Raw genomic sequence first — 23,331 nt, forward strand, 5'->3', positions numbered from 1 at the left:
GCAGTTCGGCTGTGAACCTATGAACGGCTTAACGGATCGTCAAGGTATCTCGCGGCGCTTAAGGGCGGATGACACAATATCGTGTGGCAAGGCCATCAGCGACGCAGTGCGGGTCCAGAGCAAAGCCGTCTCGATCTGCCGATCCGGATAGAGCGTGGCCAGAGCATGGGCGTAGGCCCCCATCTGCCGCAACAGCCCCTCCGGGCAGGTCTCAGGACGGCTCGGCACAGTGGCATTCGATTTGAAATCAATTGCCAGCACACGTTTTGGGGTGACAATCAGCCGATCAATCACGCCGTGGATCCTGCGACCATCCAGATCCGCTGATACGGCGACCTCTGCCAGGGTATCCGGGGCAAAGATCTCCTGCAATTCCGGTGTGGTCAGGACCCGCGTCGCTTCCGCCAATAGTTCAGCGGTGTCTTCGTGACCTGCAAGCAGCGTCTCAGCCAGTTGCGGCCACATCTCCTTGCCGGTGCCGGGCAGATGTTCCAGCAATCTATGGAGTCGGCTGCCGCGCGCCTTGGCCGCTTCTTCATCCTGTCCCAGATCGCCCGGTAAGGCCTTCGCTCCGCCGAGATCCGATGGGCTTAGCGTTGGCACGGGCGGCGTGTAGGGAGGGGGTGCATGTCGGAACACATCCGGCAGCTGCGGCTGGAGAGGGACGACCGGCGCTGCAGAATGAAACGGCAGCCCGTCCCAATCGCCGTGTTGCAGGCGCAGCCCCTCACCATAGCTGGTCTGATAAGGGCTGGCACCTGCCTCTCTCAACGCGCGCTCAACCATCTGGTACCAGCTGTCACCGTCTTTGGACAGCTCGCCGGCAGCGGCGACGATCAGCCATTTTTCGGCCCTTGTCAGCGCCACATAGAGCAGTCGCAGCCGTTCGTTTCTAGCCTTGTCCTGCGCCGTTTCACGGGCGCCGTGCATCACTTGCGGCATCAGGGCGCTGGGCAGTTTCCACATCGGCCCGGCCTCGGCGCGCATGATTTCATCGTCGCGTGGCGGCTTGCGTTTGGCTGTGTCGGGCAGGATCACGATCGGCGCTTCCAGCCCCTTGGATCCATGCACTGACATCACCCGGATCATATTGCCCGCCGCCCCCATCTGGCGTTTGATTTCCAGATCATCGGCCTGCATCCAAACCAGAAACCCGGTGAGGCTCGGGATATCGGTGCGCTCGTAGGCGAGCGCCTGGCTGAGCAGGGCGTTGATGCCATCCTCCGCCTCGGGCCCCAATCGGCCGAGCAGGCGCTGGCGACCACCGTGGCGCGTCAGGATACGTTCGATCAGGTCATAAGGGCGCAGAAAATCGGTCTGGCCGCGCAGGTCGTCCAAAATTGCCATCGTGTCTGGATATTCCGCCGCCCGGTCGCGCAGAGCGGTCCAGAGGTAGCTGCCGCCCTCACGACGGTGAGCCAGATCGAACAGGGCCTGTTCGTTCCAACCAAACAAAGGTGATTTGAGAGCGGCGGCCAGTGACAGCGAATCCTCTGGCGTGGCGAGAAATGACAGCAAAGCGGCCAGATCCTTTACCGCCAGCTCGGCCCCGATTTTCAGTCGGTCCGCACCGGCAATAGGCAGTTCAGCCTTTTTGCAGGCACGGATGATCTCCGAAAATAATTCGGACCGGCGCTGCACCAGAATGAGAAAGTCACCTGCTTGTACAGGGCGGCGCTGAAAGCTGCCGCGCTCAGGGCCATCCTCGGGTAGCGTGACCTTGTTGTCGATCATCTCCTTGATGGTATTGGCGATCTGCTCGGCCAGAATGACCGTGTGGTGGCGGGCGCCGGGGCGATCTACCGGATCGGTCCAGTCACGCTCTTCCTCTGTGTCGATCTTGTCGACGACGGGCCAGAGGTCGACCCGTCCTGGCAGTTCTGATTTGAACGCGCGGTGCAGCGCGTCACGGTGAAAACCTGCGCCAGGGCTGTCCTTGAACACCAGATCGACCAGCCTCAGGATCGCTGCGGAGGAGCGAAAGGAGAACTCCAGCGCTGCATTCTGCAATGCGCTGCCGGTTTCCGCTAGCCGGTCGGCAAACTCAGCCTGCATTCGGTCAAAGGCGTCAGGATCGGCCCCCTGGAATGAGTAGATTGATTGTTTCTTGTCACCGACAACAAAAATGGTTCGCTCGACGTCGGATCGTGCGCCCTCGCCGGCGGTGAATTCTTGGGCCAGTTTTTCGATGACATCCCATTGCACCGGGCTGGTGTCCTGAGCCTCATCGACGAGGATGTGGTCAATCCCGCCGTCCAATCGATAAAGAACCCAGGCCGCAACAGCCGGATCATTCAACAGCTGCCGGGCCTTCAGGATCAGATCGTCGAAATCCAGCCAGCCGCGCAGCTGTTTGCGGCGATCATATTCAGGCAGGAATACCGCAGCAAAATCGTGCAAAACCAGCGATTTATCGACCGCAGCCAAGGCAAGACGCTGGGCGCGTGCGGCCTCGACACGTCGCATCAGCGGTTCCAGCTGATCCATCAGCGCAACGTTGTTTTCGCGCAGCTTCTTGGTGGGAAAGGCGTCGATCTTGGCACTGAAGGGCGCTTTGGCTGCCGCCCCCGTCAGGAAAACTGACTCAAGAATCGGCAGGTCTGCACAGGTTGGCTCCGTTATCTTGCGCAGCTTGGCTGCTGCCTTGATATCCGTGCTGCTGCCTTGCTCCAGCATGGTGCAGGTTCGCGCCAGAAGATCCCCTTCACCCCCGAGAAACACGCCGTCTTCCAACGCACCAGCGTCAAATCCTTCAGGCAGATCAAACAGCGTCAAAAGCCCCGCTCGATCGAGCGGCGCATCAAAATCAGACCGGCGTTGGCATATGGCAGCGGTCAGAGTCTCGAAATCGCTGTCTGTCACTTGCCGGGCCAGTTTTCCAATCAGATCAGCCCCAAACGGATCGGTGCTGTCTGCAATCGCCTCCACAACCTCAGCTCGCAGCAGCACTGCCGCGCGGTCGTCCATCTCTGAAAACTGCGGACTGACGCCTGCCTCCAGCGGAAAACGGCGCAGTAGTGAGGCGCAGAAGGAGTGGATTGTCTGGATCTTCAGTCCACCGGGTGTCTCGATTGCGCGCGCGAACAGGGTGCGGGCCTGCGCCATTCCCTCGGCAGAAATTACATCCTGCGCGCCCAGTTCCGTAAGCGCCGTGGTCAACGCCTCATCGCCGAGCATGGCCCATTCACCCAGCCGCTTGAACAGCCGGTTCTGCATCTCGCTGGCGGCGGCTTTGGTATAGGTCAGACAGAGGATATGCTGGGGTTGCACGCCGCGCAGCAACAGCCGTGCAACCCGGTCGGTCAGCACCTTGGTCTTGCCTGATCCGGCGTTTGCAGCCAGCCAGGTTGAGGCATCCGGGCGGGCGGCCCGGAACTGCGCTTCAGAGGCGGCATCGCGGGCGGTCATGTCAGAATCTCCGGTTCCGGCGTTGCGCTTCGGTCCCATTCGCCATAGCGCGCCAGATGGTCATAATCGCCGGTCTGAGTGTCCTGAAACACCATGCGACGGCTGCTATATCCTTGATCGGGCTCAAAATATGCACCGATCAATTTGCTCAGTTCCTCCCAAACCTTGCCGGGAGGTTCGTCCAGAAGCGGGGCTGCGACCTCTTTCAAAGGGCTTTTGAGACCAAGGAATATCGCGCGCTCCACCCTGCCCTCACCATAGCGATCAAAGGCGCCGCGTTCCGCCATCGCAGCTTCAATCAGCAGCTGTTTCTCGAACGCTTTCTGTTGGTTCTCGGATGGTGGATCGCCGGTCTTATAGTCAAAAAGATGCAGGCCTCCACGTTCATCCACATCAATCCGATCTGCCGTGCCAGCAATTTCAAAATCAAACGGTGCCACCCGTACCGCACCAGAGACCTCGAACCCGGAGGGGCGTGCGTTGGCCTGCCGCTGGCGCTCACCATTAATGAAATCGTCAGCGATACGTTCCAGCCGGGCCAGCCAGAGGCTGCGCGCGATGGCCCAGGGCACCTTGGCTTCCAGATGGGAGGCGGCGATTGCGAGAAAATTTGGCACCGTCAGCTGGCATGGGTCGGCAACAGTGGCCTTGATGAAATCTTCCAGGATCTTGTGCAGAACGATGCCACGCAGCAGGGCGTCGGGTTCCTGTACCAATGGATCGAGTGGGCGCAGCTTCAGCACATGCTTGGCATATATCGCGTATGGATCGCGGATCAGCCGAGGGATTTCAGTGATGGTCAGGCGCCGTGGGCGGGCTGTAACGGGAGGGCGCGGTGCCGGACGTTTTGCGGGATCCATCGGTACCGGTGCCTCAAGCGCGTCGGCCCAGCCGAGCCATTCCTGCCCGCGTGCCCGCATCTCCGCCAGTGCCGCAGGGCCGCCCTGCCCCGGCAGCCCGGACAACAGATTGGTCATACGGTTGAGCCAGCGCGACGGCACCGTATCCGCCTCATCCGACCGCTCGGAGCGAGTCATCCAGACCTGAGGGGCGGCGACCGCCTGCTGAAAATCATGAGCTGACAATCCGATACGTCGCTCAGGCAGTAGCAGGCCCGCCTGATGGCGAAGTTGGCGGTTGAGCCAGGGGTCGGGGGTGGCTGCCTCTGGCCAGCTACCTTCATTGAGACCACCGAGGATCACCAGATCGGCGCCCTGCACCCGTGCCTCCAGCGTACCCCAGATCAGGATGGAGCCATAGGGTGCATCCCGGTCGCGGACCTCACCTTGCGATAGCAGCGCCCGCAGGAGATCGGCAAAGTCCCGAGCTGTCATTTCGCCGCCATATCCAGCCTCGGCGCGCAGGTTGTCCATGATTTCCAGCGCCTTGCGGCCGGCTTTCTTGTCCCACAGGCCACCGCTTGCAGCGCCCTGACTGCCCAGATTTATCGCCTCTGCCAGCTGCCGCAGGGTATCGACCCACCGAGACAGTGGCTGCGTTCCGCTGATGGGTTTGTCGGCAAAGCACCGGGACAGCCAACCGGTCCATCCCGGCATCAGGTCGCGCCCGACTTCAAATGTGGCAAAGCTGTCGGCATCTGGGAAGGGAGGTCCGTAGCGGCGCAAGCGCAGTTCCAACTCGCGGGTGTGGCGCAGGTGATCGCCGCGCCCTGCCCCATCGTGGCAAAGAGGATGCTTCAGCAGGGTCAGCAGCGCATCGCAGGTAAGTGGCTTGCAGAACAGCTCGGCAATATGGCGCAGAAAACGGCCCGGCGGCGACAGTTGAAGGGGCTGACCGGCGGAATCATCCGGCAGGATATCCCAGCGGTCCAGCGCCGCTGCCACCTGTCTGGTCAACATACGATCTGGTGTGATCAGAGCGGCGGTCTGACCATCCTCGGCGGCTTGGCGCAGGCGCAGCGCAATGGCCAGTGCCTCGGCGCGTGGATTGGGCGCTTCGACCAGGGTCATCTCGGTGGTGGCCCGGTCGATATCACGCAGTTCCGGTCCTTCGCGCATCCAGGCATCGGTGACCGGCGCTGGGCGCAAGGCCAAGGATACCAACCTGTTACGGGCAACGGAGGCTGGTGGTGTTGCGACCCATGGGCGAACCTCATCCGCAGTCGTGTCCAGATCGCGCATGATCTTGAAGAACCGATATTGCGGATGATCCTCGGACATCAGCGGGTCATCAAGATGATCCCAGACATGCCGGGGCTGCAGGTCATCAAATCCTGGCAGGATCACGGCGCCCTGCGGCAGCCGCGCAATGGCCTCCATCAGCATCAGTGTAGTTCCGCGCGATCCGGTGGAACCTGCGAGAATGACAGGGTGTTCGGGCGGCTGCTTCTGCCAGTCCTCGATCAGATCCAGCACCACCTGCCGCTGGCGGGCCTGCGCGTCCATCGCGTTTTCATGGGTTTCTGCGAATTCATCTGCGATAGCGATGAACTGCTGCGCACGCGCCCAATGGCCCGACATATCGGAGACATCGAGTGATCGAATGGTGTCAGGGCTGACCCCTTCGCCCTGCATTTCGTCGAACAGTGCTGCCAGACTGTCGGAGAGATCGTAAAGCGAGGATCGCGCAGCCAGATCCGGCTGGGCATCCAGCAATTTGGCGATGAGCTGCGACAGCTCAAGTCGCCGCCGCAGCGGCGGCAATGCTGGCGGCAGACCACGCAGCGTCGCGCGCATATCAAGATCCGTGAGCAGAGAAATCTTGGGCAGCAACAGCGCTGGCCCTTGGTCAAACAGATCCCGCACCCGGCGCGCCATACGGGAGGTGTTGACGATCAGCTCCACCTTCGCCAGCGCTTCCGGTGGTGCGGCTTGGCTGCGTGTGATTAGCCCCTCAACAAGGGCGCGCGGGAAATCGACGCCGCAGGGAACGGCAAAGAGGCGTGGCGTGTCTTGCGGCTCAAATCTCATCTTGGGCTATCAGTTCCTCGGCCAGGGGGATCCCCTCGGGGGTGCCGACATCGCACCAATGACCGGGATATTCCAGCGCAAACAGGCGGTCCTCCTGTGCCATCAGATCCCAAAGTGTGTTCAGTGAGAAGACGGTTTCTTCGATCTCTGCCAATCGGTTGGTGCGCAGAAGTTGTACGCCGCCATAGACCAGATCGCCGCCCCGCTGCAGGCGCCCGTCGCCATCGGTATGAAAGTCGCCACCACCGCTGCGCCCTATGGTGCGAGCAATGGGAATACAGGCCAGCAGCGCGTCCATGCGTTCCGGATCCCAGGCAGCTCTTAGCAGGCGCAACGGGTTTGGCCCGCGCCAGACCACATCGGGATTCACGGTATAGACCGGCCCGTCTGGTGCGCCGAGCAGCGGCAAGGCCTGTCGCAGTCCACCCCCGGTATCAAGGATTTGTGGCTGTTCGGGGCTGATCACCACTTCACTGTCGGCAAGGTGGCGGGCCAGAATGTCGCCCTTATAGTGGCTGTTGGCCACTATCACAGTCGGTGCAACCTCTCGTGCCATGTCCAGAGCGCGATCGATCAAAGGACGGCCAGCGACCGGGATCATCGGTTTTGGCTGATCTGCGGTCAGATGGCGCATCCGGGTGCCAAAGCCCGCGGCGAAGATCATGACGGGATATCTGGGGTCTGCCATCAGCCGCGCAACCGGTCGAGGACCTCAGGGGTGGGCACCGGCATTTCACGATGCAGGAACTCCGCAAGCGGTGCCATTGCCGGGTGGTCGAGGCCCCGATGAAAATGATCCCACACACGCGGGATCAGATCGACGTATTGCGGTTTGCCATAATCCCTGCCCAAACGCGCAAAAATACCCAGAATGCGCATATTTCGCTGCACACCCAGCACGGTATACGCCGCGCGAAAGCTGCCTTCGTCGACACCGGTCGCGGTGACGTAGCGATCCATCATCTGCATCTCGATGGCGGCAGGCACATCCCTGCGGGCGTCCTGTAACAGAGACACGAGATCGTAGGCCCGATGACCCGCACGGGCGGCCTGGAAATCCAGCAATCCGACTTTTGCGACGCCGGTGCGCTCGGGCAGCCAGATCAGGTTTTCCGCGTGATAGTCCCGCTGAACCAAAACAACATCACCTTTGATCGTGCGGCGCAGGATATCCTCGAACTGGTCGGTGAAGCTGGCAAGATGCTCAGCCGACGTCTCCTCACGGATCACATCCCGGTATTTTTCAAACGCGAGGCCGGATAGTTCTGCCATCAGTCTGGGTCCCAGCGGCTCCAGCTCTGGCATCGGGGCGTCATGCAGGGCGATCAGAACATCGGTAGCGGCCTCATATAGCGCGCGTTCCTGTGCCGGATCATCGCGCATCACACGCGCAAAGAGAGCATCGCCCAGATCTTCGATGATCAGGAACCCGTTTGTGCGGTCTTCGGCCAGAATCTCCGGTGCGCTCAGTCCCTGGTCGCGCAGGTAGGTCGCAATCTCCACAAATGGAGCAACATCCTCGCCCTGATCAGGCGGGGCATCCATCAGCACAACAGAGGTGCCATCGTGATGGCGCAGCCGTTCATAGCGCCGGTTGGACGCATCGCCGGCCAGCGGCTCGCGCGTCCAGTCCTGCCAGGGGGTATCACTCAGAAAGGTTGAGATGAGATGGTTTCGGTCGGTCATGTGGAAATCTGCTTCATCAGGGTGTCCCAGCGCGGATCGCTCCATCGCAGGGTGGCGGTGCGGGCATCGTCATGGTCTGGGTCCAGCGCCAACGAAACATGCAGCGCGTCGCTTGGCGTGAGTTCCTCTAGGCGGTCCGGCCATTCAATCAGGCAAATAGCTGTTTCAAAAGCCGCAATCAGACCCAGCTCTTCGATTTCATCGAGGGCTGACAGACGGTAGAGATCGGCATGCCACAGCTCTCCGCCGGGCAGCTCATAGGTCTGAACCAGAGTGAATGTGGGCGAGGGGACATCCTCGGGCACGGTCATCTGAGATTGGATCAGGCTGCGGGCAAAATGGGTTTTACCGGCGCCGATGACGCCTTCCAGCAGCAGGCAATCGCCACCCTGCAGCTGGGCACCAATACGGGCGGCAAGCACGGCGGTGTGGTCGGGTGAGGGGAGAGGGATTACGAGCGTCTGGGTTGTCATGGGGCGACAATGCCGCCACGCGCGCAAGGCTGCAAGCCGGATCGAAAAAGCCCGGTATCGAACCGGGCTTTCCTGCTGATCGAAGGGCTGCCTACAGCGCTATTTTTCCTGCTTGGTAATCGCAAACCGCTGTTGGTCCACCGGCGCCGGCGCCGGGTCGGGGGAGCGGAAGCTGACCATGGTTGCCCCGTTCTGGATGGCGGTCACCTTGCAGATCAGCGGGGTGCCGTTGCGCAGCTGCACGTTTGCCCACCAGGGGGTGCGGCTGTCGCTACCTGCAACGAAATCGCGAACTTCTCCCCAGGCCGGTGTTGCGGCGCACATGTCCTGCCATACCCGACTGGAGTCCATGATGGTGATTTTGGCAAAGCTGCCGTCGGGATCCATCTGCCACAGATCGTGATAGGCGGCGTTGGAGAAGGTCATGGTACCGTCATTTGCAAAAACGGCGATGGCTTCGTCCATCTGGTCCATGATCGACTGACCCATTTCAAGCTCGGAACGGAACTGGCGGGTCAGGGTGATCTCGGCGGTGATATCCTCAAACAAGAAGGCAATCGCCCCATCCGGATGCGGGCGGCCAGAGACGGAGTAGACTGACCCCGATGGCAGCGACCATGTTTCCTGATAGCGGCCCTCGGCTGCGGCTTCCAGAAGGTCGGCCATCTGATGGCGCCAGCTGGAGTAATTCTTGGGTTCCGGCATCATGCGTTGATCGCGCAGCCGGTCAAAGAAGGTCAGCAGGTTCGGCCGCGAGCTGAGGAAATTGGCGGGCAGGGCGGTCAGGTCGATCAGCACCGGATTAAACAGTACCAGCTGACGATTCCGGTCAAAAATCGCAAGACCGATAGAAAGCTGGGCAAATGTCTTTGCCAATGTCTGGACGAAGTTGCGCTGGGCGATTTCGGCGTCAACAACCGCATTCACATCCACCGCGTGGCACAACCAGCCGGCTTCGGTTTCGGTGGTCGAGATATTGTACCAGAGCTTCTTCTTGCTCTCGGGCATGGGGATCGAAATCCGTTCAGGTTTGCCGCTGGCCATCGGGTCATCAAGATTGGTGAACAGCGGTTCCGAGAAATCGACGTTGCGGCCACGGAGCTTCTGGCTGAGATCGTCATAGGCAAGATTGGACCAGGTAACCGCACCGTCATCGGATTGCAGCCAGACAGGGTAGGGCGCCTGATGCACGGCTGAACGCAGGGTCGTAAGCTCCTGGTCGATGCTGTGATTATGCTCCTCGGATGTCGTGCTGCGAAGCTGTACCCGGGTGACACCATCAATCCATTCGCAGAGCGCCTCGCGGCTTTCGGCATTTGCCGTACCCGAGAGCACCAGCGGTCCGACATCCTTCAGAAAGCCGGGAGACTGCGGCAGGCCCGGATAGCTGCGGGCCAATTGTTCTCGCAGGTTGGCCCAGCTGAAGCTCTCCGCCTGTTCGCCCACGAACCGGCGCGCGCCGGAGGACCAGCCGATCAGCGTCGTGTCATCAAAGAGAAACACCGCATCAGAGCGCCCATCGCCCTGCAGCAGATCCTGCTCAAAGCCCTTGGGTTTGGGGTTCGGAGACAGCCACCAGACAGCTGCTGCGGCCGTAGCCGCACAAAGCGTTGCCAATACAAGCCAGTCGGTCGATAGGATCTGCTGCATGATGTCCGTTACCCACAAGTGTTTTACTCTCCCGACCGATGTTTCCCGATAATGGTTAAATGAAGTTTAATTGGTTGCCTAAAAGTGAATAGTTAAATTTCTATACGTTTATTTTCCCCGATGGGAACGGCATTTTCGCCTGTCAGAGCGTCAATCTTGCTTCGGGGCCAGCTGACCTGCACCAATGCGCCACAACGTTCCGGATCACGGGTCAAGGTCTGATTGGGATCGGATCCATTTGCGAAAATCAGCTGAGCGCCGCTGCGTTCCAGCAATGTCTTGGCGATGAACAGTCCCAGACCCATGCCCTCATACTCGGGACGCTGGCGCCGGTCGCTGTCGCTACGACGCCGCCGCACGAAGGGGTCGCCGATCCGGCCCAGCAGATGTGACGGGTAGCCCCGACCATCGTCGCTGATGCGCAGTGTAATCGTCTCATCGTTCCAGCTGGCATCGATCCAGACTGTTGTTCGGGCAAAATCCACCGCGTTCTGCACGAGATTGCGCAGGCCGTGAATGATTTCCGGCTGGCGCAGGATGGTCGGATGCTGGGGATCACCATCGCTTTCCGGGGCTTCCTCGAAGATCACGGTTTTGCCCCGGTACATATGCGGTTCTGCCGCCTCGTTTATCACGGTGGAAAGCGGGGCCTGGCGCAGATGCAGATCATCCTTGCCGGCGCGCCCCATGCCTCTGAGAATATCGCGACACCGGTCCGCCTGTTCACGGATCAGGGCGGCATCTTCGCGCAGGTCGGGCCGGTCATCCAATTCGTCGATCAACTCTGCGCTGGCCAGTTTGATCGTGGCCAGCGGTGTGCCCAACTCATGGGCCGCAGCGGCCACAACGCCGCCCAGATCGGTAAGCTTCTGTTCGCGCGACAGGGCCATCTGGGTCGCGGCCAGCGCATCCGACATCGAGCGGATCTCTGCGCTAATCCGGTAGGAATAGGCGCCAATGAACAAGACCGCGATCACGATGGCAGTCCAGTTGCCAAAGACAAAGATATCCGGCACCCGCAGCACAAACCCCTGCGGCGTGCGCAGCGGCAGATGAAATTCCGCAAGCAGTGTTACCAGGATGATCGCGGTGGCACCGATAATCAGGGTCGAGCGCAGCCGCATCATCGAGGCGGAAATCGTCACCGGCCCCAGCACCAGTAGCGCGAAGGGGTTGTTCAATCCACCGGTCAGATAGAGCAGGAAGTTCAGCTGCAGGAGGTCAAAGAGAACCATCAGGAAGTTCTCGAATTCCGAGAGGCGTTTGTTCTGCGGGAACAGAATGATCGCAATGAGGTTGCCCAGAACCGAAACACCAATCGCGATATAGCAAAGCACGAGCTCCAGCTGCAGATTATAGAGCTGCTGTGCCACGGTGATGGCAGAGACCTGACCAGCTATCGCCACCCAGCGCAGCAGGATCAACGTGCGCAGGCGAATCCAGTGGCTCCGTTCCTGCCCGCTCAGCAGGTCAATATTTGTCGCGCTCATACCGCACTCCGTGCCGAGGGGATGGAGCCATTTTGTTTGGCCCCGGTCGGGATCTGGCTGACATATGGCCTGCTCTGGAACAAGACGAAACCAGACTGTCGCAGTATCCTCGCATTCCTGGCGCAGACAGACAATTGATCTGCTTTGGCGATGGCCTCCTTATACGGTGACTGTCGCCGGGATCGCCCGCGGCTGCGCTGATTTGTCCGTCTGGTCATTGGGGTAAGGCCTGCGATAGGTCGACCCTCGTGCAGGATCGCTGGACCACTTCTGGCCGATGCGCGGCGGCTGCTTCGCTCCGCCCGTTGCATCGCCTGAGATTCTTGGTAGGTCTGGCGCAGCCTGATGACCCATCTAATTCTTGCGCAAAGTGTGATCTCATGACCCGTCTCTATGCCATCCTTGCTGCCGTTGTTGTCGCTGCCCTGGTAGGGGGAGCCTGGTTTGCCACACGCGGAGGAGGCGCGGGTGATGACTTCGCCGAATGCCGCGCCAGTCAGATCGCAGGAGGGTCCGATACAATCGGCGGACCGTTTGAGCTGCTGAACGCAAAGGGTGAGACGGTGACGGATAAGGATGTGATCACCAAGCCGTCGCTGGTCTATTTCGGCTATACGTTCTGCCCTGATGTCTGCCCTCTGGATGTTGCCCGCAATGCCGAGGTCATCGATCTTCTGGATGAGCGTGGACAGGATGTGACACCGGTGTTCATCTCCATCGACCCGGATCGCGACACACCTGAGGTGGTGGGTGATTTTGCCGCCAATCTGCATGAACGGATGATTGGTCTGACGGGATCACACGAACAGGTTAAGGCCGCCAGCCGCGCCTACAAGACCTACTACAAGAAACATGACGGCGACGAAGACTACTATCTTGTTGATCACTCGACCTTTTCCTATCTGGTTTTGCCCGAGCAGGGATTTGTGGAGTTCTTTCGCCGTGACGAGACACCGGAACAAGTTGCTGACAAGGTCGGCTGCTTTCTGGAAAACCTGTAATCCTGATGAAGGTTTGACGTTTCGGAGGCGAGACGTAATATCAAGCCTCACGACCTGATAACATTGCGGGGGAGACCGACAGCATGGGCGAAGCTGCTATGCAGGAAATAGGACCGGACAAGACGCTCTTGCTGGTCGATGATGACGAACCCTTTCTGCGGCGCTTGGCCAAGGCCATGGAAAAACGTGGCTTTGAGGTGGAGACAGCAGGATCTGTCGCAGCAGGCAGCGCCATAGCCACAGCCCGCCCTCCAGCCTTTGCGGTGGTCGATCTGCGGCTAGAGGACGGCAACGGGCTTGATGTGGTGGAGATCCTGCGAGAGCGCCGCCCCGACAGCCGAGTGGTTGTTCTGACTGGATATGGTGCCATTGCGACAGCCGTTGCAGCGGTGAAGATTGGTGCGACGGATTACCTGTCAAAACCTGCTGATGCGTCGGACATCATGAACGCGCTGCTCGCCAATGAAGAAGAGCTGCCGCCGCCGCCGGAAAATCCAATGAGTGCGGATCGTGTGCGGTGGGAGCATATTCAGCGGGTCTATGAACTATGCGACCGGAATGTATCGGAAACCGCGCGACGGCTGAACATGCACCGGCGCACGCTGCAGCGCATTCTCGCCAAACGCAGCCCCAAGTGAAGCGAAAGCCTCTCCAGATCGGGAGAGGCTTTTTTCTTGGGATCAGAGCAGTGCCAAGAGATCGGCGTGCCGGGTGATGTAATCTTTGCGGACCTCGACCGGTGGTCGCAGGCGGATGGAAAGCCCTTCCATAAGCGTTTGATCCGGCTTTCCAAACAGGCGGTCGGCTTCGCTGCGGGAAAACCCGGCGATCTCGATTGCTTCCATCCAGGCGCTGATCCGATCTGCTTTCTTGATCTGGGCCTTGACCGTTTTAGGTAATACGGCAGGCAGACCAAAGCGGATATGAATCGCCGTCGTCAACCGCTGGTCCAATTCGCCGTAACTTGGGCCAACGGCATTCTTTACCGGCGAAATCATGTCTCCGATGACATATTCCGGCGCGTCGTGCAGCAGGGCCGCCAGCTTCCATCGCACCGGCGCCTTTGTGTTGAGGCGACCGTAGATCGTCTCCACCAGAAGCGAATGCTCTGCCACGGAATAGGCAAAATCACCGATGGTCTGGCCATTCCAGCGCGCCACAAAGGCCAGCCCATGGGCAATATCCTCGATTTCGACATCGACCGGAGTCGGATCAAGCAGGTCAAGGCGGCGACCGGAGAGCATCCTTTGCCAAGCGCGCGGAGGTTTGGGGGGCATGGTCAGTCTCTTCCTTTGGCGGTGGGTTCTGACTAGCCGGTGAGTGCGTGCAGCGCAATTGCCGGCACGGCGCCTAAGGCAGGCCGCCAACGGTGTTCTCGAGCCTATGTGGTGGCAGGATCACCTGCTGAGCACACATGGACACCACGAACAGTTGACCGGCCGGGATTTGATACCGGCCGGTTCTGGCCCCATATTTATAGGTACGACAGGGGCTCTTGCCCCCTTGGCAAGCCTCTTTCGTCGCTTAGGCACATGCGAAAGGAGATTGTCATGTTTAAACGTCTTGCCTGCACCTCGCTTATCTTTGGGATGCTTGCGACTGCGCCGCCGGTGCTTGCCGCTGGCTGCAGTCCCCGCGATCACCTGGTGGATCGTTTGCAATCCTCATACGCCGAGCGGTTGACTGCTGGCGGGCTGCAAGCCAGCCAGCCCGTTTCCACCGTGATCGAATTCTGGGCTTCAGCAACAACCGGCACTTTCACCGTGCTGGTTTCCCATCCCAACGGGTTGAGCTGTGTGGTGGCCTCCGGCACCGGGTTTTTTCAATTGACGGAAGACCCCAGGCCGCAAGGAACCCCCAGCTGACCTGTCCCCCCGGACCGTTGGGAAGGTCGGGGCGCACGACCTCCGGTCGCTGCGCCCCGGCGCTTTCGGGCATCTTCGTTGCTTATAAACCATTGCGGTGTTACCTGCTGCGGTAGACAAAATGTAACCGGAATGGAGCACGCAATGGCCGGGGATTATATCGTCAAGGACATCGCGCTGGCCGAGTTTGGCCGCAAGGAACTCGACATCGCTGAGACCGAAATGCCGGGGCTGATGGCCCTGCGTGACGAATATGGCGACAGCAAGCCGCTGAAAGGGGCCCGGATTGTCGGGTCGCTTCACATGACCATCCAGACTGCGGTTCTGATCGAAACGCTGGTGGCGCTGGGCGCGGATGTGCGCTGGGCCTCCTGCAACATCTTCTCGACCCAGGACCACGCTGCGGCCGCAATCGCGGCAGGCGGCACGCCTGTCTTTGCGATCAAGGGCCAGACCCTTGTAGAACATTGGGATTATCTGGATCGCTCGTTCCAGTTCCCTGAAGGCGCAAACCTCATTCTGGATGATGGTGGCGATGCAACGCTTTACGTGCTGCTTGGCGCGCGCGTAGAGGCTGGCGAAACCAATCTGATCGAAGTTCCGACCTCCGAAGAAGAAGAAGCGATCTTCAACCAGATCAAAAAGCGTATGGCCGAAAGCCCGGGCTGGTTCACCAAAACCCGTGAGGCGATCAAAGGCGTTTCCGAGGAAACCACCACCGGCGTTCATCGTCTTTATGAGCTGGTGAAAGAAGGGCAGCTGCCCTTCCCGGCGATCAACGTGAACGATTCGGTCACCAAGTCGAAGTTCGACAACAAATACGGCTGCAAGGAATCGCTGGTCGATGGTATCCGTCGCGCCACCGATACGATGATGGCAGGCAAGGTCGCCGTAGTTTGCGGTTACGGCGATGTGGGCAAGGGTTCAGCTGCCTCCCTGCGCGGCGCCGGTGCCCGGGTCAAGGTCACCGAAGTGGACCCGATCTGCGCCCTGCAGGCCGCGATGGACGGTTTCGAAGTGGTCCTGCTGGAAGATGTAGTGGACAGCGCCGACATCTTCATCACCACCACCGGCAACAAGGATGTCATCCGCATCGAGCATATGCGCGAGATGAAGGATATGGCGATTGTTGGCAATATTGGCCACTTCGACAACGAGATCCAGGTCGCCAACCTCAAAAACCACAAGTGGACCAACATCAAGGAACAGGTCGACATGATCGAGATGCCCTCGGGCAACCGTCTGATCCTGCTCTCCGAAGGCCGCCTCTTGAACCTTGGCAACGCGACGGGTCACCCGTCTTTCGTGATGTCGGCCTCCTTCACCAACCAGGTGCTGGCGCAGATCGAGCTGTGGACCCGTGGTGAGGCCTACAAGAACGATGTCTACATCCTGCCCAAGCACCTGGACGAAAAAGTTGCTCGTCTGCACCTGGACCGGATCGGTGTGAAACTGTCGAAACTGGCCCCCGAACAAGCGGCCTATATCGGCGTCAAACCCGAGGGCCCGTTCAAGCCTGAGCACTATCGCTACTGATCCTATCTTCCTTCTGATTTTCGGAATGAAGTAAACGTACAGAACACCCCGCCATCGGTGGGGTGTTTTCTTTTATGTGACTGATTTTTATTTGCCTTTTAATAGGTCTGACCTAGCACGCACTGCGCGCGAAAACGTTGTTTCGCGCTCAAAAGTTCCAATAATTTAATGTCGAGATTCCGGAAAAATCCGGGAACGTATTCGAGCGGCATGACGTTTGATTTCCGTACTTCAAACGAAGGAGAAAACGACATGACCGAACTGAAAACCAAAACCCGTATTCTTGCTGGTGTGACTGCTGCTGCCCTGATGGCTGGCGCTGGTATTGCGCAGGCTGGCACCTCGGTGCCGCGTGGCGAAAGCAAGGCTGACACCCAGATCGAAACCGTTGGTGGCCAGGAAACAACCGGCAGCGTGTCGCTCGACACCACCGAAGGCACCACCGTTCCGCGTGGTGAATACAAGGTAGATAGCGGCGTTGAGACCGTGAACGGCCAAACTCCGGCGGATGGCGATGAAAACGTCAATGTAAGCTCTGACGCTTCCACCACCATCCCGCGCGGCGAATATGATGCCTCGGATGCCGCTGGTGAACCTCTGCCGCCACTGGATGAGATGACCGTCGCTGATCTGGTCGGCAAAAACGTCTTCTCCGCGACCGGCGAGAATGTCGGTGAGATCGACTATGTGATCGAACAGGACGGTAAGATCGCAGGTGTGATCGGCGTCGGCGGTTTCCTTGGCTTGAATGAATACACCGTTGCCGTGCCGTTGTCCGACATGGATTTCACCCGCAACGGTCAGCTGAAGCTGAGCACACGTACCGAGGCGGCTCTGCGCTCGATGCCGGAGATCGACGAAAACATGATCAAGCCGCTGCAGGATGATCGTCTCATCGGCGACCGCGTATAACGCGACTCTGCCACATTGAATCGGCACCTGATTGAGGTGTTGTGAGATGGCTTTCGCGCCCCTCATCCGAGGGGCGCCATTTCTGTCGTGTTCGGCGATTGTTCGTCGTTTCGCACAGAAATGAGAGTTTACCGCCGAAATTCCCGGTTGCCCTGTTCCGTTCTGCGACTAAGCTGCTGGAATAAGAACTGATCAGGCGCAGTGCCTGGCGATACCAGTAGTTCCGCTGAGTAACATGGGAGAGAGAGTTTTGGGAAAACGCGACGATCTGATCGAGCAATATGCAAGTGATCTGAAAACCAAATGTGGCATGGATCCGGATATGGACCTGCTCACCAAGGTCACCATCGGCTGTGGTCCGGCCATCTATGACGCCGACGCATCCACCGTAGCCTCCAGCCAGCCGGCAGAGCTGGAGACCGTCAAAAATAACTTCCTGATCAAGAAATTGGGCCTGTCCGATGGGCCCGAGCTGATGTCTGCAATCGATAGCGTGATCGAGACCTACGGGAAGTCTGAGCGGAACAAATACCGCGCAGTCGTCTACTATATGCTGACCAAGCACTTCGGGAAAGAATCCGTCTACGGCTGATCAGATTGCCTGAAGACCGCTGAGGATCGCCCGTCGGAAACCCCCGGCGGGCGCTTTTCGTATATCATGATGTACGGTGGGGCGGCTTCTTCTAAGTCGTTGTGTCATTGGTTCGTGGAGACACCGGGATTAACCGACATCACGGCGACACGGAACATGCCCCGGTTGTACATGTATTGCATTTTACCTGTATTGCCTTTGCGGAATCACCGCTGGTCGGCCTATCTTCTAGATACCGGTCAGGATGGCCAGGATCACAGATTTACGAACACGTGTGGTGGAATTGGAGCACGTGGGGTGAAAGGGAAGATCCTGTCATATGATCGGATCTTCCCTTTTTTGTGCATAGCGTTTCGCCAGCGAAGGGCGTCAGAACAACGTCAGCACGACACCAATCGCACTGCAGGCCAGCGTGGCGTAGCCGCCATCAATCATTGACAGGCGCAGCGGTCTGACAGCGTAGAGGTTATTGATCATGATCCATGGGGTGATGAAAAACAGCCCTACGCCCAGCCCACCTACGAGGCCACCGCCCACGGTATCAATCCCCGACAGGGCAAAGACATGGCGCATCATGCCCGCAACAATGAGCTGAAGCACAAAGGTAGCAACAAAAACCGCCGGTGTTTGCCCACCTGTCGGTTTGCCGTTTTCATCGCGAGGCACCTTTGCCGCCTGCATCCAAGGCTCAGCCAGCACGCCATACCAGACCGCGCCCAGAACAAAGCCGGCAATCGCGGCTGCGATAACATTCAGTATTTCCATTGCACTCTCCCTGATACCAGCGCCAGCCTGAGAATTCTGTCAGATCAACCGGGATCTGTCTCCCCCAACGCGCAGATATGGGCCCATTCTTCAGCGGTGACAGGTTGTACCGAGAGGCGGGAGTTCTTGACCAGAACCATGTTTTCAAGCCGCGGATCGGCTTTTATCTTATCAAGTGTCACCGGTTTGGAAAAGCTGCGCACCGCTTTGATATTGACGCATTCCCAGCGCGGGTCATCCGTGGTGCTGTCTGGGTGGGCCTCGGCACAGATTTCGACGATCCCGACCACAGATTTCTCCTTCATCGAGTGATAAAAGAACCCGAGGTCGCCGATTTCCATGTCGCGCATGAAGTTGCGCGCCTGGTAGTTGCGGACGCCGTCCCACTCCTCACCCGCGCCACCTTTGGCTAGCTGATCAGCCCAGCCCCAGGTGGAGGGTTCGGATTTGAACAGCCAATAGGCCATCAGCCGACGACCTTTTTCCAGGTGATCAGCTCAACCGCTTCAAACAGTCCGGCCTTTGCATAGGGGTCGCTATCCGCCCAAGCCTGGCCCGCAGCCATGTCTTCGACATCAAGGATGATCAGCGAGCCGACCATGCCGCCGTCTTGATCCAGTAGCGGTCCCGCCTGCGCAACAACGCCGGTCTCCTCGATATAGGCCAGATGCGCGGCACGGTTGTCCATCCGGGTCTGCAAATGATCAGGTTTATCGCGCGCGATCAGGGCAATCAGCATGTCATTCCTCTTTTAGTGGTCTTGAAAGCAGTTGAGCGGTGGCATCGGCAATCGTCAAGCGCTGATCGAGCAGGGCGACGACGATAGCGGTGATAGGCATGTCCAGTTGCCGCGCCGTGGCCGCGGCATGAACCGCGCGTGCCGTGGCGGCGCCTTCGACTGTGATATTTGGATCGAAAGCCTCGCCGCGGCCGATGGCAAGCCCCAGGCGGTAGTTTCGCGACAGATCAGAGCTGCATGTGAGCGTCAGATCGCCAAAACCGGAGAGACCGGCCAGTGTCTCGGGGCGGGCCCCTGTGGCCAGCGCCATACGCTGCATCTCGGCATATCCCCGGGTCATCAGCGCGGCGCGGGCGCTATCGCCCAGACCGGCACCAATCACGGCGCCGCAGGCAATTGCGATAACATTTTTCAGCGCACCGCCAATCTCTGCGCCAATCGTATCTGTGGTGCGATAGAGCCGTAGGGTCTTGGTGGTCAGCTGTTGTTGTAATTCCCTGCCGGTCTCTGCGTTGCCACAGGCCAGCGTAAGGGCCGTTGGCAGGCCCCGTGCGATGTCAGCGGCGAAACTGGGGCCGGTCAGCAGCGCCGTTCGGGCCCCGGGCAGGCAGTCACGGATCACGGCCAAAGGACCAAGCCCGGTTTTGAGTTCCATCCCTTTGCAGCAGGCCACAAGCCTGCGGTCGCGCAGCAAAGCGGCGTGAGCGGTTATGAACCTGCGCAGCGTCTGCATTGGCACCGCAAGCAGCACCGTTTCGGCCTGTGCGGCGCGTTCCAGATCGTCTGTCACCGTCAGCTTGTCCGGCAGCGCAGCATCTGGCAGGCGCCGACTGTTGCGGCGGGTTTCCTGCATCTGCAGCGCCTGGTCGGCGTCGCGCGCCCAGAGAGTGACCGGCCCGTTGGCTGCCAGCGATATCGCCAGAGCAGTGCCAAAGGCACCGGATCCGAGCACGGAAACACTCATGCCTTTGCTCCTTTCTTGCCGCTGCCCAACATGGCAGGGCTGCTTTGGTCCAGTGGCCAGCGTGGTCGCGCGGCAAGGTCCATGCCGTCGCGCTCGCCATTGCGAAACCGTTCCAGTCCGGCATAGGCAATCATCGCGGCATTGTCGGTACAAAGTGCGAGCGGCGGGGCAACGAACCGGGCGTCGAACTCGGCACAAACTGTCTCTAACGCGGCTCGAATGGAGGCATTGGCCGCGACACCTCCGGCAACGGCAACCGTGCGCGTGTTGGGGCTCTCCTCGAGGTAGAGCCGGATCGCCCGGCGCGTCTTCTCGGCCAGAACATCGGTGACAGCTGCCTGAAATCCGGCGCAGAGATCGGCCCGGTCCTGACGTGTCAGACCGCCTTTTTCGGCCATAACCTGATCGCGCATCCGCATCAGCGCTGTCTTGAGGCCGGAGAAGGACAGGTTACAATCTGGACGATCCAGCAAAGGGCGGGGGAAGCGGAAACGACGAGGATCACCGGTCTCCGCCTCAGCCTGTACGGATGGGCCACCCGGTTGCGGCAGACCCAGAAGGCGGGCGGTTTTATCGAAAGCCTCACCCGGAGCGTCGTCAATGGTGCCGCCAAGCCGTCTGAAATCGGCAGGCCCACGAACGATCAGGTACTGACAATGGCCGCCGGACACCAGAAGCATCAGATAGGGGTAAGGGACCGCATCGGTCAGCCGTGGAGTCAGCGCATGACCGGCAAGATGGTTCACGCCAATCAGGGGCAGCCCACTCGCGGCGGCCAACCCCTTTGCGCACATGACCCCCGAGAGGACGCCGCCAATCAGCCCGGGACCTGCGGTGACCGCGATAGCATCCATATCCGACAATCTCAGGTCGGCGGCAGCCAGCGCATCACGAACGCAATGATCAAGTTTTTCAGCATGAGCGCGGGCCGCGATCTCCGGCACGACGCCTCCAAAGGCACTGTGAAGCTCGGTCTGGCCGAAAACGATGGAAGACAGCACCTCCGCCGGGCCGTGTCCCGGATGGCGCACTACCGCTGCCGCCGTATCATCGCAGCTGCTTTCCAATCCCAGCAGGGTGAGGTCTCGTGTCATGGCGTTACCGTTGCATCATATCCCCGCTGGGGCTACCACCTATGGCAGTGGCGAACAATCCCGAGGGGCGTGTGATGGTCGGCCTATTGATGACACGCCCCCGCGCGGCGGCGGAACGGTTCGTTGCGGATCTTCCGGCATCCACCCGCTCGGCGATGCAGGTGATCTACGCACCATTGCTTGATGCGCGGCCCGTTGATGTGCAACTGACTTCGCCCGCAACCAATCTCTATACTAGGGATGTGGTTTTTTCTTCCGCCAATGCAGTCCGGTTTGCCCCTAAGCCTCAGTCAGGTCAGCGGGCCTATTGTATCGGAGACCGCACGACCGACGTCGCCAGAGCAAAAGGGTGGCAGGCGAAATACTGCGGGCAGGACGCCGATCAGCTGGTCCGGACGGTGACAGAGTTATCACCCGAAACCCCACTCGTTCATCTTCGCGGTGTCCACAGTCGCGGTGATATCGCAAAGCGGCTTTGTCAGGCCGGTATCAACTGCCAGGAACATGTGATCTACGATCAGGTTCTGCTGCGCTACGACGATCAGGCCCGTGCGGCGCTGGATGCGCAAGCCTCGCTGATCGTGCCGCTTTTTTCACCGCGCACTGCGCTGCAATTCGTCAAATTGGCACCATATCGCGCAGAACTCCATCTGATCGCCTTCAGCAAAGCAGTGGCCGAGCCTTTGAACGTATTGAAATGCAAAGACTTACAGATATGTAACTCTCCAACGGCGAAGGATATGTGCGCATTGGTGCGTGATGCCGCAGCTGGTCTGGCGCGGGTTGAGGGTGGACCATCGGCACAGTAAGTTTATTGCCGAGTTGATGTTATGAGATTTTTAGAATCGAGGGGGATGTCGGCGTGGCTGACAAGAAAACATCCGATGAGATGCGGGCCGAGAGGGGCCAGTCGTCTGTCTCCAAGCTGGACATCGACGAAACCGCAGCTGGCGACGATCCGTCCGAGCTGGTCGAAGCGACGCAAGCTGAGGACACCAAATCCGAGGTGGATTCAGAGGCCGAAGACGTGCAGCCAAGCGAGCCGGTAAATGCTGAAACCGGCTCTGTCTCTGATGATCAGCGCGATCAACTTGACCCGCAGCAGGCAGAAACTGTCGAACTGGTCGAAGCCTCGACTGCGGAGACCGCCGCTACGGAGCGCAGTGCAGATGATCTGCCCCCCTTCACCCCACCGGCGCCCGAGGTTGAGCGTATCGTAGAGAGACGCGGCGGTTTTGGCGCAGCGGTTCTGGGAGGGGTCGTGGCGGCTGGGCTTGGGTTTGTGGCCGGGCAGTCGAATGTGCTGGACGGCTTCCTGCCCCCGTCGTGGCGCACCGCCCCTTCGGTTGATGCCACGGCTCTGGAGGAGCTTCAGGAGAGCCTGAACACAAGGATTTCCGAGCTGGAAGACCGGATTGCCGCCACCGCTGCCGATCTGAATATTGCACCGCTGGCGGAACAGCTGGATACGCTGAAGCAGGAGGTGGCCGCGCTGCAATCCGGAGCGACCGCCGCAGGTGATACCGGTCTCGCGGACGCGCTGGATAGTCTGGCGATCCGCGTTGATGCGCTGGAAAGCCGTCCGATCACGGACGCGGCTAGCCCAGAGGCTGTTGCTGCCTTTGAGGCGGAACTGAACAAGCTTCAGGACAGCTTGGCTGCACAGCGGGCCGAGGTCGAAAAAATGGTCGATGAGGCGCGTGCAATGGATGCAGCCAGCGCCGAGGCCGCCCGAATCGCCAGTGCGCAAACAATTGTCGCGCGGCTGCGCTCGGCGCTTGATGCGGGGACAAGCTTCAGCGGTCTGCTGGATGAGCTGCGGGCGGTTGGTGTGACGCCGCCAGAGGCGCTGGCAGGCTCTGCAGAGGCTGGCGTCAGTACCCGCTCCAGCCTGCGCGATGGGTTTGCCCCGGCTGCACGTGAGGCGCTGGCTGCGGCACGTCAGGAAGCCAAGGGAACCGGCGGTATCGCCGCCTATATGCGGCGTCAGCTTGGGGCACGTTCGGTCGCACCGCGCGAAGGGGATGATCCTGATGCCGTTCTGTCCCGTGCCGAGGCGGCCGTCCAGAATGGCAATCTGCAGGACGCACTGATGGAACTTGAGGCCCTGCCCGAAACCGCGCTTGCGCCGCTCGCTGATTGGCAGGCTGCTGCACGCGCGCGCCTCTCGGCGGTTGCTGCCGTGAATGAACTGGCCCAAAGCCTGAACGCCAAATAAGGAAGCTG

At 59.9% G+C, this 23,331-nt stretch carries 21 protein-coding genes; 8 read left to right on the forward strand and 13 right to left on the reverse strand.

The window, feature by feature from the left end; translation table 11 throughout:
• Positions 1–39 precede the first annotated feature (39 nt).
• From addA to regB, 7 genes are all read right to left on the reverse strand, one after another.
• The gene (addA, locus tag VWY34_RS02400; RefSeq protein ID WP_416548752.1) at positions 40–3,408 is read right to left on the reverse strand and encodes a double-strand break repair helicase AddA; all 3,369 of its coding nucleotides are present in this window, start codon (positions 3,406–3,408) and stop codon (positions 40–42) included.
• On the reverse strand, positions 3,405–6,338 hold the full coding sequence (addB, locus tag VWY34_RS02405) for a double-strand break repair protein AddB (protein WP_416544135.1): 2,934 nt from the start codon (positions 6,336–6,338) through the stop codon (positions 3,405–3,407). The genes addA and addB overlap by 4 nt, the downstream gene beginning before the upstream one ends.
• Positions 6,328–7,002: a nucleotidyltransferase family protein gene (locus VWY34_RS02410; protein WP_416534360.1), complete on the reverse strand. Its 675-nt coding sequence runs from the start codon at positions 7,000–7,002 to the stop codon at positions 6,328–6,330. Before VWY34_RS02410 ends, addB begins: the two co-directional genes overlap by 11 nt.
• A 23-nt stretch (positions 7,003–7,025) precedes the next feature.
• Entirely contained in the window at positions 7,026–8,024 is a 999-nt protein-coding gene (locus VWY34_RS02415) for an aminoglycoside phosphotransferase family protein (protein WP_416544136.1), read from the reverse strand.
• A complete protein-coding gene (gene tsaE, locus VWY34_RS02420; protein ID WP_340547095.1) occupies positions 8,021–8,497 on the reverse strand; it encodes a tRNA (adenosine(37)-N6)-threonylcarbamoyltransferase complex ATPase subunit type 1 TsaE in 477 nt (158 codons plus the stop codon). The genes VWY34_RS02415 and tsaE overlap by 4 nt, the downstream gene beginning before the upstream one ends.
• 99 nt (positions 8,498–8,596) lie before the next feature.
• Positions 8,597–10,147 carry a PAS-domain containing protein gene (locus tag VWY34_RS02425; protein ID WP_340547094.1) on the reverse strand — a complete coding sequence of 517 codons (1,551 nt, stop codon included), beginning with the start codon at positions 10,145–10,147 and terminating at the stop codon, positions 8,597–8,599.
• A gap of 92 nt (positions 10,148–10,239) precedes the next feature.
• Positions 10,240–11,637 (reverse strand): sensor histidine kinase RegB, encoded by a 1,398-nt coding sequence (gene regB, locus VWY34_RS02430; protein ID WP_340547093.1) that lies wholly within the window; start codon positions 11,635–11,637, stop codon positions 10,240–10,242.
• Positions 11,638–12,017: 380 nt separating this feature from the next.
• Between regB and VWY34_RS02435 the strand changes: the two genes are divergently transcribed.
• Together VWY34_RS02435 and VWY34_RS02440 are read left to right on the forward strand one after the other, a co-directional pair.
• Positions 12,018–12,638: an SCO family protein gene (locus VWY34_RS02435; protein ID WP_340547092.1), complete on the forward strand. Its 621-nt coding sequence runs from the start codon at positions 12,018–12,020 to the stop codon at positions 12,636–12,638.
• Between the two features lie 83 nt (positions 12,639–12,721).
• Entirely contained in the window at positions 12,722–13,276 is a 555-nt protein-coding gene (locus tag VWY34_RS02440) for an ActR/PrrA/RegA family redox response regulator transcription factor (protein ID WP_014876423.1), read from the forward strand.
• Between the two features lie 42 nt (positions 13,277–13,318).
• Here VWY34_RS02440 and VWY34_RS02445 read toward each other — a convergent pair whose 3' ends face one another.
• The gene (locus VWY34_RS02445; protein WP_416539900.1) at positions 13,319–13,915 is read right to left on the reverse strand and encodes a hypothetical protein; all 597 of its coding nucleotides are present in this window, start codon (positions 13,913–13,915) and stop codon (positions 13,319–13,321) included.
• Positions 13,916–14,188: 273 nt separating this feature from the next.
• On the opposite strand from VWY34_RS02445, the gene VWY34_RS02450 reads away from it, so the two are divergent.
• From VWY34_RS02450 to VWY34_RS02465, 4 genes are all read left to right on the forward strand, one after another.
• Complete coding sequence (locus tag VWY34_RS02450) at positions 14,189–14,503, forward strand: hypothetical protein (RefSeq protein WP_340547090.1); 315 nt, start codon at positions 14,189–14,191, stop codon at positions 14,501–14,503.
• Between the two features lie 144 nt (positions 14,504–14,647).
• Positions 14,648–16,039, forward strand: coding sequence for an adenosylhomocysteinase (gene ahcY, locus VWY34_RS02455; protein ID WP_340547089.1), 1,392 nt, complete (start codon positions 14,648–14,650; stop codon positions 16,037–16,039).
• Positions 16,040–16,291: 252 nt separating this feature from the next.
• The gene (locus tag VWY34_RS02460; protein ID WP_416534366.1) at positions 16,292–16,951 is read left to right on the forward strand and encodes a PRC-barrel domain-containing protein; all 660 of its coding nucleotides are present in this window, start codon (positions 16,292–16,294) and stop codon (positions 16,949–16,951) included.
• A gap of 250 nt (positions 16,952–17,201) precedes the next feature.
• On the forward strand, positions 17,202–17,543 hold the full coding sequence (locus VWY34_RS02465) for a DUF2853 family protein (protein WP_340547087.1): 342 nt from the start codon (positions 17,202–17,204) through the stop codon (positions 17,541–17,543).
• 369 nt (positions 17,544–17,912) lie between these two features.
• Here VWY34_RS02465 and VWY34_RS02470 read toward each other — a convergent pair whose 3' ends face one another.
• Genes VWY34_RS02470 through tsaD form a run of 5 tightly spaced genes read right to left on the reverse strand, consistent with a single transcriptional unit; the run spans position 17,913 to position 21,105 of the window.
• Positions 17,913–18,308, reverse strand: coding sequence for a DUF1761 domain-containing protein (locus VWY34_RS02470; RefSeq protein ID WP_416544137.1), 396 nt, complete (start codon positions 18,306–18,308; stop codon positions 17,913–17,915).
• Positions 18,309–18,352: 44 nt separating this feature from the next.
• On the reverse strand, positions 18,353–18,775 hold the full coding sequence (locus VWY34_RS02475; protein WP_416542687.1) for an EVE domain-containing protein: 423 nt from the start codon (positions 18,773–18,775) through the stop codon (positions 18,353–18,355).
• On the reverse strand, positions 18,775–19,047 hold the full coding sequence (locus VWY34_RS02480; protein WP_340547084.1) for a YciI family protein: 273 nt from the start codon (positions 19,045–19,047) through the stop codon (positions 18,775–18,777). Before VWY34_RS02480 ends, VWY34_RS02475 begins: the two co-directional genes overlap by 1 nt.
• A 1-nt stretch (position 19,048) precedes the next feature.
• Positions 19,049–20,011 (reverse strand): NAD(P)H-dependent glycerol-3-phosphate dehydrogenase, encoded by a 963-nt coding sequence (locus tag VWY34_RS02485; protein ID WP_416544138.1) that lies wholly within the window; start codon positions 20,009–20,011, stop codon positions 19,049–19,051.
• On the reverse strand, positions 20,008–21,105 hold the full coding sequence (gene tsaD / locus VWY34_RS02490) for a tRNA (adenosine(37)-N6)-threonylcarbamoyltransferase complex transferase subunit TsaD (RefSeq protein ID WP_416548754.1): 1,098 nt from the start codon (positions 21,103–21,105) through the stop codon (positions 20,008–20,010). Before tsaD ends, VWY34_RS02485 begins: the two co-directional genes overlap by 4 nt.
• Positions 21,106–21,260: 155 nt before the next feature.
• Between tsaD and VWY34_RS02495 the strand changes: the two genes are divergently transcribed.
• Positions 21,261–21,914, forward strand: a complete 654-nt coding sequence (locus VWY34_RS02495; RefSeq protein WP_416548756.1) for a uroporphyrinogen-III synthase — start codon at positions 21,261–21,263, stop codon at positions 21,912–21,914.
• A gap of 53 nt (positions 21,915–21,967) precedes the next feature.
• Positions 21,968–23,323: a hypothetical protein gene (locus tag VWY34_RS02500; RefSeq protein ID WP_416544141.1), complete on the forward strand. Its 1,356-nt coding sequence runs from the start codon at positions 21,968–21,970 to the stop codon at positions 23,321–23,323.
• Positions 23,324–23,331 lie beyond the last annotated feature (8 nt).

The sequence above is a fragment of the Phaeobacter sp. JH20_02 genome, from assembly GCF_048056915.1.
Classification (GTDB): Bacteria; Pseudomonadota; Alphaproteobacteria; order Rhodobacterales; family Rhodobacteraceae; genus Phaeobacter; species Phaeobacter bryozoorum.

Excerpts from the sequence above, each read along its gene's own strand:
- addA (WP_416548752.1), bottom strand. The coding sequence starts at position 3,408 with ATGACCGCCCGCGATGCCGCCTCTGAAGCGCAGTTCCGGGCCGCCCGC.
- addB (WP_416544135.1), bottom strand. The coding sequence starts at position 6,338 with ATGAGATTTGAGCCGCAAGACACGCCACGCCTCTTTGCCGTTCCCTGC.
- VWY34_RS02410 (WP_416534360.1), bottom strand. The coding sequence starts at position 7,002 with ATGATCTTCGCCGCGGGCTTTGGCACCCGGATGCGCCATCTGACCGCA.
- VWY34_RS02415 (WP_416544136.1), bottom strand. The coding sequence starts at position 8,024 with ATGACCGACCGAAACCATCTCATCTCAACCTTTCTGAGTGATACCCCC.
- tsaE (WP_340547095.1), bottom strand. The coding sequence starts at position 8,497 with ATGACAACCCAGACGCTCGTAATCCCTCTCCCCTCACCCGACCACACC.
- VWY34_RS02425 (WP_340547094.1), bottom strand. The coding sequence starts at position 10,147 with ATGCAGCAGATCCTATCGACCGACTGGCTTGTATTGGCAACGCTTTGT.
- regB (WP_340547093.1), bottom strand. The coding sequence starts at position 11,637 with ATGAGCGCGACAAATATTGACCTGCTGAGCGGGCAGGAACGGAGCCAC.
- VWY34_RS02435 (WP_340547092.1), top strand. The coding sequence starts at position 12,018 with ATGACCCGTCTCTATGCCATCCTTGCTGCCGTTGTTGTCGCTGCCCTG.
- VWY34_RS02440 (WP_014876423.1), top strand. The coding sequence starts at position 12,722 with ATGGGCGAAGCTGCTATGCAGGAAATAGGACCGGACAAGACGCTCTTG.
- VWY34_RS02445 (WP_416539900.1), bottom strand. The coding sequence starts at position 13,915 with ATGCCCCCCAAACCTCCGCGCGCTTGGCAAAGGATGCTCTCCGGTCGC.
- VWY34_RS02450 (WP_340547090.1), top strand. The coding sequence starts at position 14,189 with ATGTTTAAACGTCTTGCCTGCACCTCGCTTATCTTTGGGATGCTTGCG.
- ahcY (WP_340547089.1), top strand. The coding sequence starts at position 14,648 with ATGGCCGGGGATTATATCGTCAAGGACATCGCGCTGGCCGAGTTTGGC.
- VWY34_RS02460 (WP_416534366.1), top strand. The coding sequence starts at position 16,292 with ATGACCGAACTGAAAACCAAAACCCGTATTCTTGCTGGTGTGACTGCT.
- VWY34_RS02470 (WP_416544137.1), bottom strand. The coding sequence starts at position 18,308 with ATGGAAATACTGAATGTTATCGCAGCCGCGATTGCCGGCTTTGTTCTG.
- VWY34_RS02475 (WP_416542687.1), bottom strand. The coding sequence starts at position 18,775 with ATGGCCTATTGGCTGTTCAAATCCGAACCCTCCACCTGGGGCTGGGCT.
- VWY34_RS02480 (WP_340547084.1), bottom strand. The coding sequence starts at position 19,047 with ATGCTGATTGCCCTGATCGCGCGCGATAAACCTGATCATTTGCAGACC.
- VWY34_RS02485 (WP_416544138.1), bottom strand. The coding sequence starts at position 20,011 with ATGAGTGTTTCCGTGCTCGGATCCGGTGCCTTTGGCACTGCTCTGGCG.
- tsaD (WP_416548754.1), bottom strand. The coding sequence starts at position 21,105 with ATGACACGAGACCTCACCCTGCTGGGATTGGAAAGCAGCTGCGATGAT.
- VWY34_RS02495 (WP_416548756.1), top strand. The coding sequence starts at position 21,261 with ATGCAGGTGATCTACGCACCATTGCTTGATGCGCGGCCCGTTGATGTG.